This window comes from Paenisporosarcina sp. FSL H8-0542 (assembly GCF_038632915.1).
Taxonomy (GTDB): Bacteria; Bacillota; Bacilli; order Bacillales_A; family Planococcaceae; genus Paenisporosarcina.
Genome location: NZ_CP152050.1, coordinates 1,269,738 through 1,285,687, shown reverse-complemented (window position 1 = coordinate 1,285,687; position 15,950 = coordinate 1,269,738). Strand labels below are relative to the sequence as shown.

Here is a 15,950-nt window from a genome sequence, read left to right as displayed (position 1 = left end):
TGTTTTTATACTCGAACAACAGCTAATCCAAATTCATCATGCAATGCATTTGTGGCTTGTAGCATCGCACTTTCAGGTACAACAACCGAAACTTTAATTTCCGAAGTACTGACCATTTTCACGGGAATTCCTTCTTTGCGGAGGCGATCGAACATTTGTGCAGCAACCCCTGGATTTGAAACCATTCCTGACCCAACAATCGACACTTTGGCCAATCCAACTTCAAAATTGGTAGATTGGTATCCCAACTCCGTTTTTTTACTTTCCAAGACTTGAACAGTTTCTGCATAATCTTCTTTCTTAATGGAGAAAGAAACACTTGGCTGCACGCCTTCCATAATGCTTTGAACAATGATATCAACGTTTACATGATGTTTTGCAAGAGTAGTGAAAATTTTGGCTAGTGAGCCGTTAAAAGGCACTTCATAGCCTACCGTAACCCTTACAATTTCCGGTTCGAATGCGACACCACGCACTATCAAGTTTTTTTCCATAGTAGGTTCCTCCAATAATATGGTTCCTGTATCTTCACTTAAGCTAGAACGGACACTTAGTGGCATGCAATAATTTTTAGCGAATTCCACTGCCCTAGGATGCAAAACCCCAGCTCCTAAGTTAGCAAGTTCCAGCATTTCGTCATAGGATAGCTCCTGCAATTTTCTTGCCCCATCCACATATCGAGGGTCTGACGTATAGATGCCATCGACATCCGTGTAAATATCACACTGGTCCGCTCCTAGCGATGCTGCAATTGCAACCGCCGTCGTATCCGACCCACCACGTCCGAGTGTCGTAATTTCTCCATACGTATCCATCCCTTGGAATCCGGCTACAACAACCACTTTTCCATCCGTCAAAGCCTGCTCCATACGAACAGTATCTATATGTTCGATTCGAGCATTGCGATGAACGGATTCCGTTCCGATTCCTGCCTGCCATCCCGTAAACGAAACCGCATCTTGCCCCATATGTTGAAGTGCCATTGTCAACAAAGCAATTGTTACTTGTTCCCCTGTTGACAGCAACATGTCCATTTCACGTTTTGAAGGTTCTGCAGATAAATCCCCAGCTAGACTCATTAATTCATCTGTCGTTTTCCCCATCGCTGATACGACTACTACGATTTCATGGCCTTTTGCTGTTTCACCGATTATGCGTTTTGCGACATTACGGATCCGTTCAGTGTTGCCTACGGACGTACCACCAAATTTCATGACAATGCGACTCAATGTAAACTCTCCCTTATTTCCAAAGAAGCTAAAAAAGACAGCCTTATCTACGGGTAATCCGTGAAAAGCTGTCTCCATGCATGCACGTTCAAAAGAAGCGTCCATGTGAGATAGCCCTCCAGAATCGATTAGATTCTGACAATCCTGCATTTATTCAATGCAAAACCAGCACGACATCTGATACAGGATGTCGAACTTCGGCGAATTTCCCTTTCACTTTCCTTCAACGGATCTGTTCATCCTCGAGAAAGCTACTGTTGATTTCCGCGCCTCTATCACCACTTATTCGATGTTTGTTCAAAAGGAAGCGGATGCTCCTTATTGAACATACATCAGTGATTCAATTTCAGTGAGTCAAGAATATCATATACTCACTCTTTTGACAATGACTCATTTTGAAAATATTCAGACATGGATTCCGCGATTTGCAATGGCAAACCTGATTGTTTCAGCTCTTCCACTGATGCTTCTTTGATTCGTTTTACAGAGCCAAAGTGCTTCAACAACATTTTTTTGCGTTTAGGACCGATTCCTTCAAACCCATCCAAAGCGGAAGCAATCGTCTGTTTCCCACGCTGTTGCCGATGGAATGTAATCGCAAATCGATGCACTTCGTCCTGAATCCGTTGTAGCAAATAAAACCCCTCACTTGTTCGTTTCAAGGGAATGATCTGTGGGGGTTCCCCATATAACAACGAAGATGTCTGGTGCTTCGCATCCTTGGCTAATCCTGCAATCGGAATAGACAAACCGAGTTCATCTTCAATCACTTCACGGGCGATTTCCATTTGCCCTTTCCCACCATCAATGACAATTAAATCGGGGAGAGGCAATTCATCCTTCAGCACACGAGTATAACGTCTACGAATGACTTCACGCATGGCTCCGTAATCATCATGACGGGCAGCTGTTTTCGTTTTGTATTTTCGATAGTCCTTTTTATTCGGTCTTCCATCAATAAACGATACCATTGCTGAGACGGCATCTGCTCCATAAATATGTGAATTATCGAATGCCTCAATTCGAAGAGGAGGCGCAATATCCATTGCAATCCCCAGTTCTTCCACTGCACCAATCGTTCGTTGTTCCTGTCGGTCTAGGAGCTGGAATTTTTCACGGATAGCGATTTCTGCATTCTTCGTCGCCAGATCAATCATTTGTTTTTTCTGCCCACGACTCGGAGAAGCCACTTTTACTTCAAGAAGCTGGCTTGCCAGTTGCAAATCCACCGCACTTGGCAAATATACTTCTTTTGGCTTGATATGATTCGGTTTATCATAAAACTGACCGAGGAACGTCAGGAATTCATCTTCTGGATCTTGATATAACGGGAATAATGAAACATCTCGCTCGATTAACTTCCCTTGGCGTACAAAGAATACTTGCACACACATCCAGCCCTTATCGATGGCATAACCAAAAATATCACGGTCGGTAAAATCATTGGTCGTCATTTTTTGTTTTTCCATGACCGTTTCAATATGTGTGATTTGATCACGGTATTCTTTTGCTCTTTCAAACTCTAAGTTCTCTGCTGCCGATGACATTTTTTCCGTCAATTCTTGTTTGACTTGCTGATAGCCACCGTTTAAGAACCGTGTGATTTCATCAATAATTTTTCTGTATGCGTCTTGCTCGATTGTTTTAACGCAAGGAGCTAAACACTGGCCCAAATGATAATACAAACAAACCCGATCTGGTAATGTCGGACATTTGCGTAACGGGTATAAACGATCCAGTAATTTTTTCGTTTCACTCGCCGCATATGCGTTTGGATAAGGACCAAAATATTTCCCTTTATCCTTTTTAACGATTCTGGTTGTAATTAATTTCGGATGATTTTCACCTGTTATTTTTATATAAGGATACGTTTTATCATCTTTGAGCATGATGTTATATTTCGGATCATGCTTCTTGATTAAATTCAATTCCAGAATGAGAGCTTCAATATCTGAAGATGTTACGATGTACTCAAAATCTTCAATTTCCTGGACGAGTCTCTGTGTTTTTCCATCATGACTCCCCGTAAAATAAGAACGCACACGATTTTTCAACACTTTGGCTTTGCCCACATAAATAATAGTGCTTTGGCGATCTTTCATTAAGTAAACACCTGGTTGATCAGGTAAAATCGCACATTTCTGTTGAATTAAATCATTCATCATTTTCATCACCTGTTTAAAAAAACCGGGTGCCCATGGGTACCCGGTTTTAATAATATTTCTTTTACAATATAAGACTAGAACGTCAATTGAAAAGATTATGCGTGTTTGTTTACTAATTCAACCAAAGCTTCTTTCGGGTTGAATCCAACTACTTTATCGACAGGTTGCCCGTCTTTGAAAAGTACCAATGTCGGAATTGACATAATCCCGAAGTTGCTAGCTGTTTCTTGGTTTTCATCTACATCAACTTTTACGATTTTTACTTTGCCACTCATCTCAGCATCTAATTCTTCAAGAACTGGAGCGATCATTTTACATGGTCCACACCAAGGTGCCCAAAAATCGACTAAAACTAAGCCGTCTGAAATTTCACTTGAAAAGCTTTGATCTGTTCCGTGTACAATTGCCATATTAAAACATCCTCCTCTAAATACAAACTCTAAACGTAGTATAGCATGTGGTAAATAGTGCTTCTACTTTTTTGCTCAACCTTTTAATAGCTAAAAATGAACATAATAATTACTGCTCATTCTTTGGAGAAACTTTTTGAAAATGAGAGCTACTTTCAAGATTTTGGAGCAACTAACCAATTCCGTCCTAATTTGAACGAGAGATGATACTTGCAAGTTCGTTCGCGGAAAGGGAACCGCTTCTCGCTCTCTAAATGCCAGTCCCTATGCACTCTCTCGTCTTCTAGTATTCTTTTTTATTGCTAAAACAAAACTCCGCAAGCTTTCGCTTCGCGGAGTCGTAATTAATATTAGTTAGCTTTCATTTTCTTGAATTCTTCAGTCAACATTGGAATGACCTCGAACAAGTCACCAACAATACCATAGTCAGCTACTTTGAAAATGTTTGCTTCAGGATCTTTATTGATTGCAACAATGATTTTCGAGTTTGACATACCAGCTAAATGTTGGATTGCTCCAGAAATACCTGCTGCAATATAAAGGTCAGGTGTTACCACTTTACCTGTTTGACCAATTTGAAGAGAGTAGTCACAGTAGTCAGCGTCACATGCACCACGAGATGCACCAACAGCACCACCTAAAAGATTTGCTAACTCTTTTAACGGCTCAAATCCATCTTCACTCTTCACGCCACGACCACCAGCAACGATAACTTTCGCTTCTGATAAATCTACGCCTTCAGTTGATTTACGAACAACTTCTTTGATGACAGTGCGAAGGTTCGTGATATCCACAGATAAAGATGAAACATCGCCTGAACGACTAGCATCGTGAGCTAAAGGTTCAATATTGTTAGGACGGATTGTAATGAAATCAATACCATCTTTGATTTTCACTTTTTCGAATGCTTTACCTGAGAAAATCGGACGGATAAATACAGCGTCAGCGCCTTCTCCTTCGATATCAGTAACATCAGAAATAAGACCTGATTTTAGTTTACTTGCCACTTTTGGTGACAAATCTTTGCCTAATGCTGTATGTCCGAAAACAACTGCATCTGGGCTTTCACTTTCAACAACTGCCATGAATGCCTGACTGAAGCCATCAGATGTATAAGATTTCAAATGTGGATGCTCAACAGTGACAGCACGGTCAGCTCCATAATGAATCATTTCAGTTGCTAATGATTGTACAGAGTCTCCAAGAAGAACTGCTACAACTTCTCCACCGCCTGAAATTTTCTTAGCTGCAGCGATAGTTTCAAAAGATACATTACGTAAAGCACCTTCACGTGCTTCACCCAGTACGATTACTTTTTTTGTCATGATGTGATTCCCTCCAATTACAAATCTTCAGATTCGATTAAATGACTTTTGCTTCTGTACGAAGTAATTGCACCAATTCTTGTACTTGGTTTGAAAGATCGCCTTGAAGTACGCGACCTGCTTCTTTTTTAGGAGGCAAATAAATTTCTATTGTCTCCGTTTTTGCTTCTACATCATCTTCATCTATGTCCAAATCATCCAATTCCACTTCTTCAAGTGGTTTCTTTTTCGCTTTCATAATACCCGGTAAAGAAGGATAACGAGGTTCGTTCAAACCTTGTTGAGCGGTAACAAGTAAAGGTAATGACGTTTCAAGTACTTCAGAATCGCCTTCCACATCACGAACGATACTAACTTGTGTTCCGTTAATTTCTAATTTAGTAATAGTTGTTACATAGTTGATGTCCAACAAGTCGGCAACACGTGGTCCAACTTGTCCAGATCCACCATCGATGGCAACGTTACCAGCTAATATTAAATCTGGGTTTTTATCTTTCAAGTAATCTGCCAATATTTGAGCAGCTGTAAATTGGTCCATTTCGTCCAAATCATCTTCAGTGTTAATCAGAACTGCTTTATCAGCCCCCATTGCAAGAGCTGTACGAAGTTGCTTTTCAGCTTCTTCCCCACCAATTGTCAATACAGTCACTTCGCCACCGTGTGCGTCGCGGACTTGAATCGCTTCTTCAATTGCATATTCATCGTAAGGGTTAATGATGAATTCAGCGCCGTCTTCCTGAATTTTGCCACCAGAAACGACAATCTTTTCTTCTGTATCAAATGTACGTTTTACCAACACATAAATATTCATGATGCAGACCTCCCAATACTTTTCATTATTTTCCTTTGAACGATGGTTCGCGCTTTTCGATAAATGCTGAAATGCCTTCTTGTGCATCTTCTGAAATGAAAACGGTTCCAAAAGAGTGTGCTTCAGCTTTCACACCTTCATCATAGGCATACGTTTTAGCGAATTGTAACATGTCAATTGCAGCTTTTAATGCAACCGGACTCTTCTTAGCAATTTTAGTTGCAATTTCCATTGTATTGGCCAGCAACTCTTCTTCCGCATAGGCACGGTTCGCCAAGCCCCATTGAACCGCTTCCAAACCGCTGATTGGTTCGCTCGTAAACAACATTTCTGCTGCTTTCGGCATCCCAACTAAACGTGGTAGGCGCTGAGTGCCCGCAAAACCTGGAATCAGACCAAGTTGTAATTCTGGCAATCCAAGTTTAGCATTTTCAGATACGATGCGAATGTGACAACTCATTGCGAGTTCCAGTCCTCCACCAAGTGCAGCTCCATGAATGGAAGCAATCACCGGTTTTGAGAATCTTTCAACGCGTTCAAAGATTTCTTGTCCACTTGCAGCCAATTCTGAAAACTCTTCCCCTGTTTTGATTGAAGTAAACTCTTTAATGTCCGCGCCCGCTGAGAAGAAACGTCCTTCTCCGTGTAAGACGATGACACGAACGCTGTCATCATGTTCAACAGCATTCAGTAATTCGTTTACCTCGAGAATAAGTGCTCGTGATAATGCATTTGCCGGCGGTCGATTAATCGTTACTTTCGCAACGTAATTTTCTACAGTCCAACTCAAAAACTCCATACACGTCCATCCCTTCACTTATGATTTCATACCACTCATTAATAAATGATGAACTTTCGGTGCCAATTTCATCAAATCGTACTTCTGTTCATTCATCACCCAAGTAGTAATCGTCTCATCAATTGTACCAAAGACCATGTGTCGCGCAAGACGAATATCTAATTCTTCATGAAATTCACCATTTTCCAATCCTTCAATTAAAATATCATCGAGCAACATTAAGTACTCTTTTAACACTTCATTGATTTTCAAGCGAATATCTTTATTGGACTGTCTAAGTTCCAATTGAGTCACGATGGCTAAATGATGATCTGTTGCTAATACGCGAAAATGATTTTCTACCATTTTTAATAATTTTTCGGATGATGTCGTTCCATCAGTTATAATTTTTTTCAGGTTTTCTACAAATAAGCCCATTTTTTCGTGGAAGACGGAAATTAAGATGTCTTCCTTGTTTTTAAAGTACAAATATATGGTTCCATCAGCGACGCCTGCTTGTTTCGCGATTTTAGAAACTTGTGCTTGGTGATACCCATTTTCTGCAATCACTACTACGGCTGCGTCAATTATTTGTTTGAATTTCGGTTTGTCTCGTTTCATAGATACCACCACCAAAAAAGATGAAATTATGAATGAGTGTTCATTCACAATTTCATCTTAAACTGAAGTACTAACGTTGTCAAGAAATGTTACGACGTTGCACTAGCTTCTCTATATTTATCTTTTTCTTCTTCAACTAAATTCCGTCGAAGAATTTTTCCGACTGCTGTTTTCGGTAACTCTTTTCTAAATTCATAGATTCTAGGCACTTTAAACGCTGCCAGATGTTCTCTGCAGAAAGTATTTAATTCTTCTTCTGAAACATGCTCGTTTTCTTTTAGGACAACATATGCTTTCACGGTTTCCCCTCGATAAGGATCAGGTACACCGACGGCAACACATTCCTGGATGGCTGGATGTTCGTATAGCACTTCTTCAATTTCACGCGGATAAATATTGAATCCCCCTGCAATGATCAAATCTTTTTTACGATCTACAACATAGAAGAACCCTTTTTCATCCATATACCCCAAGTCACCAGTTAATAACCATCCATCGCGCATTGTATTTTCAGTATCCTCAGGACGGTTCCAATAACCTTTCATGATTTGTGGACCACGTACACAAATTTCACCAATTTCATGTGGAGGCATTGGATCAGTTGAATCAACTTGGAAAATTGCTGCTTCAGTATCTGGCCAAGGTACACCGACAGACCCTTTAATTCGTTCATTATCCCATATGAAATTAGCGTGTGTTACCGGAGAGGTTTCGGTTAAACCATAGCCTTCCACAAGTTTCCCACCAGTTACCTTTTCGAACTTTTCCTGAACCTCGACTGGTAATGGTGCAGAACCACTTAAACAAGCTTGAATGGACGATAAATCATATTTTGCGATATCCGGATGATTTAACAGACCAATATAAATAGTTGGTGCTCCTGGGAATAACGTCGGTTTCTGTTTATCTATCGTTTTCAAAGCAGAGTCCACATCGAATTTAGGTAATAATACCATGCGGTTTCCAAGCATGACGGAAAGAATCATGACGGCAGTCATGCCATATACATGGAAAAATGGCAGGATGCCCAAAATCGTCTCCTCGCCTTTTTTGCAGCGATATAACCACGCATCACACATCGAAGCATTGGCTATCAGGTTTTTATGCGACAACATAACACCTTTGGGGAATCCAGTTGTGCCTCCAGTGTATTGCAATATCGCAACATCCTCTTCAAAGTCAAAAGGAATTTCTATTTCTTCTGCTTTGCCAACCTTCATGACTTCCGGGAACAAGTGATTCATCCCTCTATGCTCCACTTTTACTGAAAAACCGTATTGTTTCTTTTGTATAAATGGGTAAACCAAATTTTTCGGGAATGGTAAATAGTCTTTAATACCCGTTATAATTATGTTTTCAAGATTCGTTTCTTTAATAACTTTAGAAATACGAGGAAATAAAATATCGAGCGATAAGATTGCTTTAGCGCCAGAATCTTTCATTTGGTAAGCAATTTCTCTCTCTGTATAAAGCGGATTAGTTTGGACGACGATGCCACCTGCGTAAAGAATTCCATAATACCCAATAACATTTTGAGGACAGTTTGGTAACATGATTGCTACTCTGTCACCTTTTTGAATACCAAGTGACCGCAAATAATTAGCAAACTTCAACGAAGATTCATAGAGTTCTCGGTAGGTAATGTCTTTTCCCAGAAAATGAATCGCAATTTTTTCCGGATAATCACGATAAGCATGTGTCAAATATGCTTGAACCGGAATCGGATCGTACGAAAGCGTATGTGGAATCTCCGGTGGATATTGAGCCAACCATGGTTTTGCCGTCATTTCTATTTTCCCCCTTTTTTAATCGTTTGAATATTCCTATTCTTTATTATAAAGAAAAATGAATCCGCTTACAATTAAATAAGAAAAAAGCATGGGACATTTTACACACCCCACGCAACTAAAGTCATTGTAAATATAAATACACGATGCCTACTACGATAAAAGCAACGCAAACACCGAGCAATATTTTCGATAATTTTTCCAAATGAATCCGCTCCTAAGAAATACTCGCCCCTATGACAAATGACAGGCCGACCGATATCGATAATGAAATGAATCCCACAGATCGGTTGTCATTCTCAATCTCACGGTCAATATTGAATTTTGGCGTTAAAAATTCAAACAGGAAATAGGCAATGATTAGCAATCCGAAACCGTATAAACCCCAGCCTATCATTTCAGGCAAAGAATTATGATTTTCGATGGAGTAACGAAAAATGTTTGCAACACCAAAAATTTTCCCACCTGTCGCCAGAGCGACTGCTAAATTACCTTTTTGGATTTCTTCCCAATTCTTATATTTTGTGACAATTTCAAAAACAATCATGGTCAATATCAAACATAAGATGACCACACTGAAATAGCCGGCTGTTTCAACTAATGGGTGTTGCCAAAAATCCATCCCTAACATATGTTAACTCCTTTAGACGTTTTGTAGCTTGTACGATTGAAATGGATTTAGGTTTCAAAAAACTTTTATCCGATATGAGAATGAGTTTAAGGATAACGCTTATTTTAATTCCACAACCGTAACGCCGTGTCCGCCCTCTCCTGCTTCTCCAAAGCGATAGCTTTTCACGCGAGAGTGATTCTTTAGAAACTGTTGAATTCCTTGTCTTAACGCTCCCGTGCCTTTCCCATGAATAATCGATACTTGATGGTAACTAGATAATACAGCATCATCAATATATTTCTCTGCTCGCAGGATGGCGTCTTCATACCGTTCTCCACGTAAATCTAGTTCCAGTTTCACATATGTGTCGCGCCCTTTTACATGGGTCATTGCAACAGTTTGTTTGGGTTTTTCTGGTTTGATATATTCCAGGTCGGATTCAGGTAGTTTCATTTTCAGAATCCCGATTTGAACACTCCATTCGGAGTCGGAAACTTTATCAAGCAGAATACCTTTTTGTCCATAACTTAACACTTTGACTTCGTCGCCAACTGTTAATGTCATTTCTCGTTCTTTAATTTGTTTTTGTTTCTTCAGTACTGAATTTTCCGGTGCCGCTTTTTCAAGTCGCTTGCGCACATCGATCAATTCATGATCTTTAATTACAAGTTGTGCATTTTTTTGCATGCTTCGAAGTTCACTGATAATACTTTCGGCTTCTCTCTTCGCTTCATCCACTAATTTTCTAGCTTTGTCTTTCGCCTTTTGTTCAAGCTTTTCTTTTTGTTCTTCAAGCTGATGCAACTGGCTTGTCAATTCTGCTTGTATTTTTTCGGACTCTACCCGTAAAGCATGCGATTTTTCTGCATCTCTTTCCGACTGCTTGCGACTTTCTTCAAGTGAAGCGATCATTGACTCCACTTCATGACGGTCGGTTCCTGTAAATGATTGCGCATGTTTAATAATGTGCTGAGGCAAACCTAGTCGTTTGGAAATCTCGAATGCATTACTGCGACCTGGTACACCAATTAAAAGCTTGTATGTCGGACTTAACGATTCAACATCAAATTCAACACTGGCATTTGCCACACCTGGTCGATTGTATCCATATGCTTTAAGTTCAGGGTAATGAGTCGTTGCCATTACACGAGCGCCTCTTCCGTGCACTTCGTCCAAAATCGAGATGGCCAAAGCAGCACCTTCCTGTGGATCTGTTCCTGCTCCGAGCTCATCAAATAATACGAGGCTACGTTCATCAAATTTAGATAATATATCCACGATGTTGACCATATGGGATGAGAATGTACTCAAACTTTGTTCAATCGATTGTTCGTCTCCGATATCGGCGAAAATTTGATCAAACACTGTTATTTCTGATCCATCCAATACAGGAATCGGCAGTCCTGCCTGTGCCATTAAGGTACACAGTCCCACTGTCTTCAAAGTCACAGTTTTACCACCTGTGTTCGGTCCTGTAATGACAATCGCTGTAATATCGCCACCGAATTCAATCGTGTTGGCTACCGCTTCCTCGATGTTTAACAGAGGATGACGAGCCTTCACTAACCGAATAATTCCACGGTCATTGACAGCTGGCTTTGTACATTTGTTTGCTTGTCCGTATTTTGCTTTCGCTAAAATCACATCAATTTCACCTAAAATTTGGACCAGAACAAATATATCATGGGCAACTGCTTGTACCTCGAGGGACAACGCCAACAATATACGTTCGATTTCTTCCTGCTCTTTCATTTTCAGGCGGCGAATTTCATTGTTTGCCTGTACGACAGCATCCGGTTCGATGAACAACGTCTGACCAGATGAAGATTGATCATGGACTATGCCTCCGTAGTTTCCGCGATACTCCTGTTTTACTGGAATAACGAATCGATCATTGCGGATCGTGATGATTGAATCTGATAACATTTTCGATGCATTTTTTCCCCGTGTATAACTTTCCAGTTTTTCACGAACGCGACTTTCCTGCGCCCGTAATTGCTGGCGGATTGTCCTAAGCTGTGTGCTGGCACTATCCAGGACAGCCCCGTTGTCATCTATACATGCGATGATTTCATGTTCCAGCGCAGTAAGAATCGGCAAAGCTTGTTTTCGTTCCAGGAAGTACGGAATGTTTATATCTTCCGACTCCTCTACGGCTTCAAAAAATTGACGTAATATACGGCTGGCACGAATGGTGCTGGCGATTTCCATCAATTCAGTCGGGCTTAACATGCCACCGATTTGTGCACGTTTTGCATGTCCGCGCACATCAAAAATGCCACCCATCGGAACATTCCCCCGGACACGCAGAACGGATAACCCTTCATCCATTTCGTCCAAAAGTTTTACCACAGTATCAAGCTCAATGGATGGTTCAAGTAAATCCAAATGGGTTTTGCCAAGTGATGATGTACAAAAACTCGCAACTTGGTCTCTCACTTTATCAAATTCAAGTGTTTTCAATGCGCGTTTGGCGATCATTTCAACACCTCCATTACTTCAAATATTTTATCAATTTCTCATAAGACCACGTATTAACGATTGTGTCCTGTTTCAGCCATGCTTTTTGGGCATATTTCACGCCGATATCCATGAATCGCAAATGGTCGATGCTATGTGCATCGGTATTAATTGCAATCGGTACATTTAACTTCTGAGCTTCAACTAAATATTCAGTCGCCAAATCCAAGCGATGAGGATTTGCATTCAACTCAAGGATTTTTCCGTACTCAGCAGCCCATTTGATTAACTGGTGGACATCTGGATCATAGCCATTTCGTTGTCCGATTATACGGCCAGTCGGATGCGCAATCATATCAACATGTGGATTTTTCATGGCCGTCAATAGACGATCCATGATCTTTTCCTGCGGTTGGCTGAAGCTTGAATGAATGGATGCTATGACAAAATCGAGTTGTTCCAACAGTTCATCATCAAAGTCGAGAGAACCGTCAGGCAGTATATCCATTTCGGTACCAGCCAACAATTTAATATCAGGAAATGACTTTTGAATTTCTTTAATTTCAGCCATTTGCTGACGCAACCGATCAGCAGACAACCCATTTGCTACACGCAAGTAATGAGAATGATCGGTGATGGCAACATGTGTGTATCCTTTTGCAAGGCAAGCTTCAACCATTTCACTCAATGAATGTGCACCATCTGACCACGTTGTGTGCATATGCAAATCGGATCGAATATCATTCACTTGAATAAGTGTTTCCAATTCATCTTGTCGGTCAAACTCTCGGGAATCTTCCCGTACTGGTGGCGGAAAATAAGGAAGGCCAAAATGGGCAAAAAAATCTTCTTCAGACTCAAAAGTTTGATTCGAGCCATCTTCTTGCTCCACTCCATACTCACTAATTTTCTTTCCTTGTGCTTTAGCGATTTGACGCAACTTCACATTATGATCTTTCGATCCAGTAAAATGGTGTAACGCAGTGGTATATGCAGCAGGTTCAACCAATCGAAAATCCACATCGATCATTTCTTCATAATCAAGCGTAACGGATACTTTGGTATCTCCAGCTGCGATAATTTCAGATACGGGCAATGCTTTCAATAAAGTTTCCCGAACAGTAACCACATCTGAGGTAGCAATGATAAAATCTAAATCTTTACTTGTTTCTTTTACACGTCTGAAACTGCCAGCCACAGAGAATTTATCAATTTGTTTAATTCCACTTAATACTGCTTCGATTATTGACACGGCTGATTCCAAACGCCAAATTGGCAAACGGTCCTGTCTAGAATTGAACTGTTCAAGTTCTTTCAGGATTTTCTCTTCCGTTTTTGCTCCAAATCCGGCAAGTGACTGGACTTTCCCTTCGTCACAGGCTTGCTTTAAAGACTCAGCAGAATCTACCCCTAGTTCCTGGTACAGCTTGGCTATTTTTTTTTCCACCGAGACCAGGCAATTTCAATAAAGGTAAGAGTCCACTTGGGACCGAAGATTCCAACTCTTCCAGTACAGTCGATTTCCCCGTTTCAATCAATTCTTCGATAACAGCAGCTGTGCCTTTTCCGATGCCTTTTATTTTCGTGACATCGTCCATTTCAGCCAAACTTCTTGCATCCAGTTCAAGGGCTTGTGCTGCTTTTCGGAAAGCCGATACTTTAAAAGGATTTTCTCCTTTAAGCTCCATATATAAAGCGATTTTTTCCAACGTTCGAATGATGATTTTCTTATTCATATATCTTCCCTCGTCCCTGATAATTTGATTTTCACGGGCAATTATATGACCGTGAAATAGCAGAATGAGTTTTGTATTAAATACGAATTTATCGGTTATGAATACTCACAGGCAAAGCAAGATTCTGACGCTTTAAAAAAACTTCTCTCGAGAAGAGAGAAGTCACTTATTCAGTATAGATGTACCACCAGTTTTTAACCGTCTCTGATAAAATTGGCGTACTTTTAAGCATGGACTCCGCTAAATTTGAATTCTCGATCAAATTTTGGAACGGGTCTATCGGCAATAATGCAATGACGTACATTACGATAAACAACAATATGTAGAATTCGATAAAGCCTAAAATTGCACCTGCAATCCTGCTGATGAATCCCAGTACCGGTAAGTAAGAAAGGAAATCAAACATGGATGCAACTAGTTGTAATGCAAATTTCACGACAAAAAAGATGAGTGCAAATGCAATTAATTGATAAAACGTCTGATCCAGATCCAATTTGTCGATTGCAAATGTCAGCCTTGAACTCGAGTCGACAGTAGGATATGGAATCCACAACACAAATTTTTCAGCGAGTGGTTTATAATAGGAGTAGGCAACGATGAGTGCAATAATGAATCCAGTCATATGAATCAATTGGACGATTAATCCTCGTTTTGCACCTACAAATAATCCTGCTGCTAATAAAACTATAATCAGTATATCTAACATGTATTCAACCCTTTAACCTTTTGATTTCTTCTTCTAGTTGTTCTACTTGTTCTTTTAATTTAACATATTCATGGACTGTATTGACCGCTGTAAGAACAGCCAACTTAGAACTATCTAATGAGGGATTGTGCGAATTGATTTCTCGCATTTTATCGTCAACCATAGAGGCAACCAGACGCATATGACCGCTAGTTTCCGAACCTAGCATTTTATACGTTTGACCATATATATCTACTGAAACTCGTATTTTATGTTGCTCTGACAAAGGTTACCCTCCTCATCAAAAATCCTATAAATTATCATACCATGAAATACCTGCACATGTGAATAAGTAGCCAAAGAAAGGAAAGTGTTCATGTCGAACGAAGTGTTGCAACTATCTCCTATACAATTAAAAGAAGTTTTTACTCATTATGCAAATAATAGAATTGAGCGAAACGCACCAGGTGTCGTCTTCGCAGCAAAACTACCAGACACCTCCATCACAGCCTATAAATCTGGCAAAGTATTGTTTCAAGGGAGTGGTTCTACACGCGAAGCGATGCGCTGGGGAACATTAGAGGAGAAGGCAGGTAAAAAAGTGAGTTCCGCAAAAGGAGATACTCTACCTGAAGGTTTTGCTTTAAAATCTGTTATTGGTTCTGACGAAACGGGAACCGGTGATTTCTTTGGCCCTATGACGGTTGCCGCATGTTACGTGCCTGCTGATAAAATCGAACTTATTCATTTCCTTGGTGTAAAGGATTCCAAAATGCTAACAGATGACCTCATGCGGAAAATAGCACCCGACTTAAAAAGCACACTGACACACAGCATATTGATTCTGGGCAATGAGAAGTACAATACCGTCCAAGCAAAAGGCTGGTCACAAGGGAAAATAAAAGCCTTGTTGCACAATCAGGCGTTGAAGCATGTGCTCTCAAAAATAGCTCCTGAAAAACCAGAGTTCATTTTAATCGACCAATTTGCCGAACGTGGCATTTACTACAATCATGTGAAAGCAGAAAAAGAAATCATTCGTGAGAATGTGCTTTTCTCAACAAAAGCTGAACAATTACATGTATCTGTGGCAGCCGCTTCCATATTGGCGCGTGTCGCCTTTTTGGAGGAAATGGATAAGCTCAGTTTAAAAGCAGGAGTGACTATTCCAAAAGGTGCGAGTTCGAAAGTGGATGAAGTCGCTGCCCGAATTTACTTGAGCAATGGCGAGGAATTTCTTTCATCCATTACGAAAAAACATTTCGCCAACACAGGTAAAGCACTGGCTATTGCTAACAAGAAAAGAAGACAATAAGAGCAAACAATCCAC

13 protein-coding genes, 1 pseudogene and 1 riboswitch are annotated in these 15,950 nt (G+C 40.3%); of the genes and pseudogenes, 1 reads left to right on the top strand and 13 read right to left on the bottom strand.

All coding sequences use genetic code 11. From position 1 onward, the window contains the following. Nucleotides 1-5: 5 nt before the first annotated feature. The 13 genes and pseudogenes from MHH33_RS06865 to zapA all read right to left on the bottom strand — a co-directional run bounded on the left by MHH33_RS06865 (nt 6) and on the right by zapA (nt 14,906). Complete coding sequence (locus MHH33_RS06865; RefSeq protein WP_147640314.1) at nt 6-1,229, bottom strand: aspartate kinase; 1,224 nt, start codon at nt 1,227-1,229, stop codon at nt 6-8. A gap of 103 nt (nt 1,230-1,332) precedes the next feature. Next, a riboswitch (Lysine riboswitch) is annotated at nt 1,333-1,512 on the bottom strand. An 88-nt stretch (nt 1,513-1,600) separates the two neighbouring features. After that, complete coding sequence (uvrC, locus tag MHH33_RS06860) at nt 1,601-3,391, bottom strand: excinuclease ABC subunit UvrC (protein ID WP_196930488.1); 1,791 nt, start codon at nt 3,389-3,391, stop codon at nt 1,601-1,603. Nucleotides 3,392-3,489: 98 nt separating this feature from the next. After that, the gene (trxA, locus tag MHH33_RS06855; RefSeq protein WP_342543302.1) at nt 3,490-3,804 is read right to left on the bottom strand and encodes a thioredoxin; all 315 of its coding nucleotides are present in this window, start codon (nt 3,802-3,804) and stop codon (nt 3,490-3,492) included. A 350-nt stretch (nt 3,805-4,154) separates the two neighbouring features. Further along, nucleotides 4,155-5,129, bottom strand: a complete 975-nt coding sequence (locus tag MHH33_RS06850; RefSeq protein ID WP_342543301.1) for an electron transfer flavoprotein subunit alpha/FixB family protein — start codon at nt 5,127-5,129, stop codon at nt 4,155-4,157. 37 nt (nt 5,130-5,166) lie between these two features. Beyond that, a complete protein-coding gene (locus tag MHH33_RS06845) occupies nt 5,167-5,940 on the bottom strand; it encodes an electron transfer flavoprotein subunit beta/FixA family protein (protein ID WP_016426736.1) in 774 nt (257 codons plus the stop codon). A 25-nt stretch (nt 5,941-5,965) separates the two neighbouring features. Next, entirely contained in the window at nt 5,966-6,739 is a 774-nt protein-coding gene (locus tag MHH33_RS06840) for an enoyl-CoA hydratase (protein WP_016426735.1), read from the bottom strand. Between the two features lie 18 nt (nt 6,740-6,757). Continuing rightward, nucleotides 6,758-7,339 (bottom strand): TetR/AcrR family transcriptional regulator, encoded by a 582-nt coding sequence (locus MHH33_RS06835; protein WP_016426734.1) that lies wholly within the window; start codon nt 7,337-7,339, stop codon nt 6,758-6,760. Between the two features lie 89 nt (nt 7,340-7,428). Then, nucleotides 7,429-9,126, bottom strand: coding sequence for a long-chain-fatty-acid--CoA ligase (locus tag MHH33_RS06830; RefSeq protein WP_342543300.1), 1,698 nt, complete (start codon nt 9,124-9,126; stop codon nt 7,429-7,431). 217 nt (nt 9,127-9,343) lie between these two features. Continuing rightward, a complete protein-coding gene (locus MHH33_RS06825; protein ID WP_016426732.1) occupies nt 9,344-9,757 on the bottom strand; it encodes a DUF350 domain-containing protein in 414 nt (137 codons plus the stop codon). Between the two features lie 99 nt (nt 9,758-9,856). Next, complete coding sequence (locus MHH33_RS06820; protein WP_342543299.1) at nt 9,857-12,220, bottom strand: endonuclease MutS2; 2,364 nt, start codon at nt 12,218-12,220, stop codon at nt 9,857-9,859. A 13-nt stretch (nt 12,221-12,233) separates the two neighbouring features. Further along, nucleotides 12,234-13,935, bottom strand: a pseudogene (gene polX, locus MHH33_RS06815) (DNA polymerase/3'-5' exonuclease PolX). Nucleotides 13,936-14,101: 166 nt separating this feature from the next. Further along, nucleotides 14,102-14,641 (bottom strand): CvpA family protein, encoded by a 540-nt coding sequence (locus tag MHH33_RS06810; RefSeq protein ID WP_016426729.1) that lies wholly within the window; start codon nt 14,639-14,641, stop codon nt 14,102-14,104. A gap of 4 nt (nt 14,642-14,645) precedes the next feature. Then, on the bottom strand, nt 14,646-14,906 hold the full coding sequence (gene zapA / locus MHH33_RS06805) for a cell division protein ZapA (protein ID WP_016426728.1): 261 nt from the start codon (nt 14,904-14,906) through the stop codon (nt 14,646-14,648). A 90-nt stretch (nt 14,907-14,996) separates the two neighbouring features. Here zapA and rnhC point away from each other — a divergent pair, with 90 nt between their 5' ends. Next, entirely contained in the window at nt 14,997-15,935 is a 939-nt protein-coding gene (gene rnhC, locus MHH33_RS06800) for a ribonuclease HIII (RefSeq protein ID WP_342543298.1), read from the top strand. Nucleotides 15,936-15,950 lie beyond the last annotated feature (15 nt).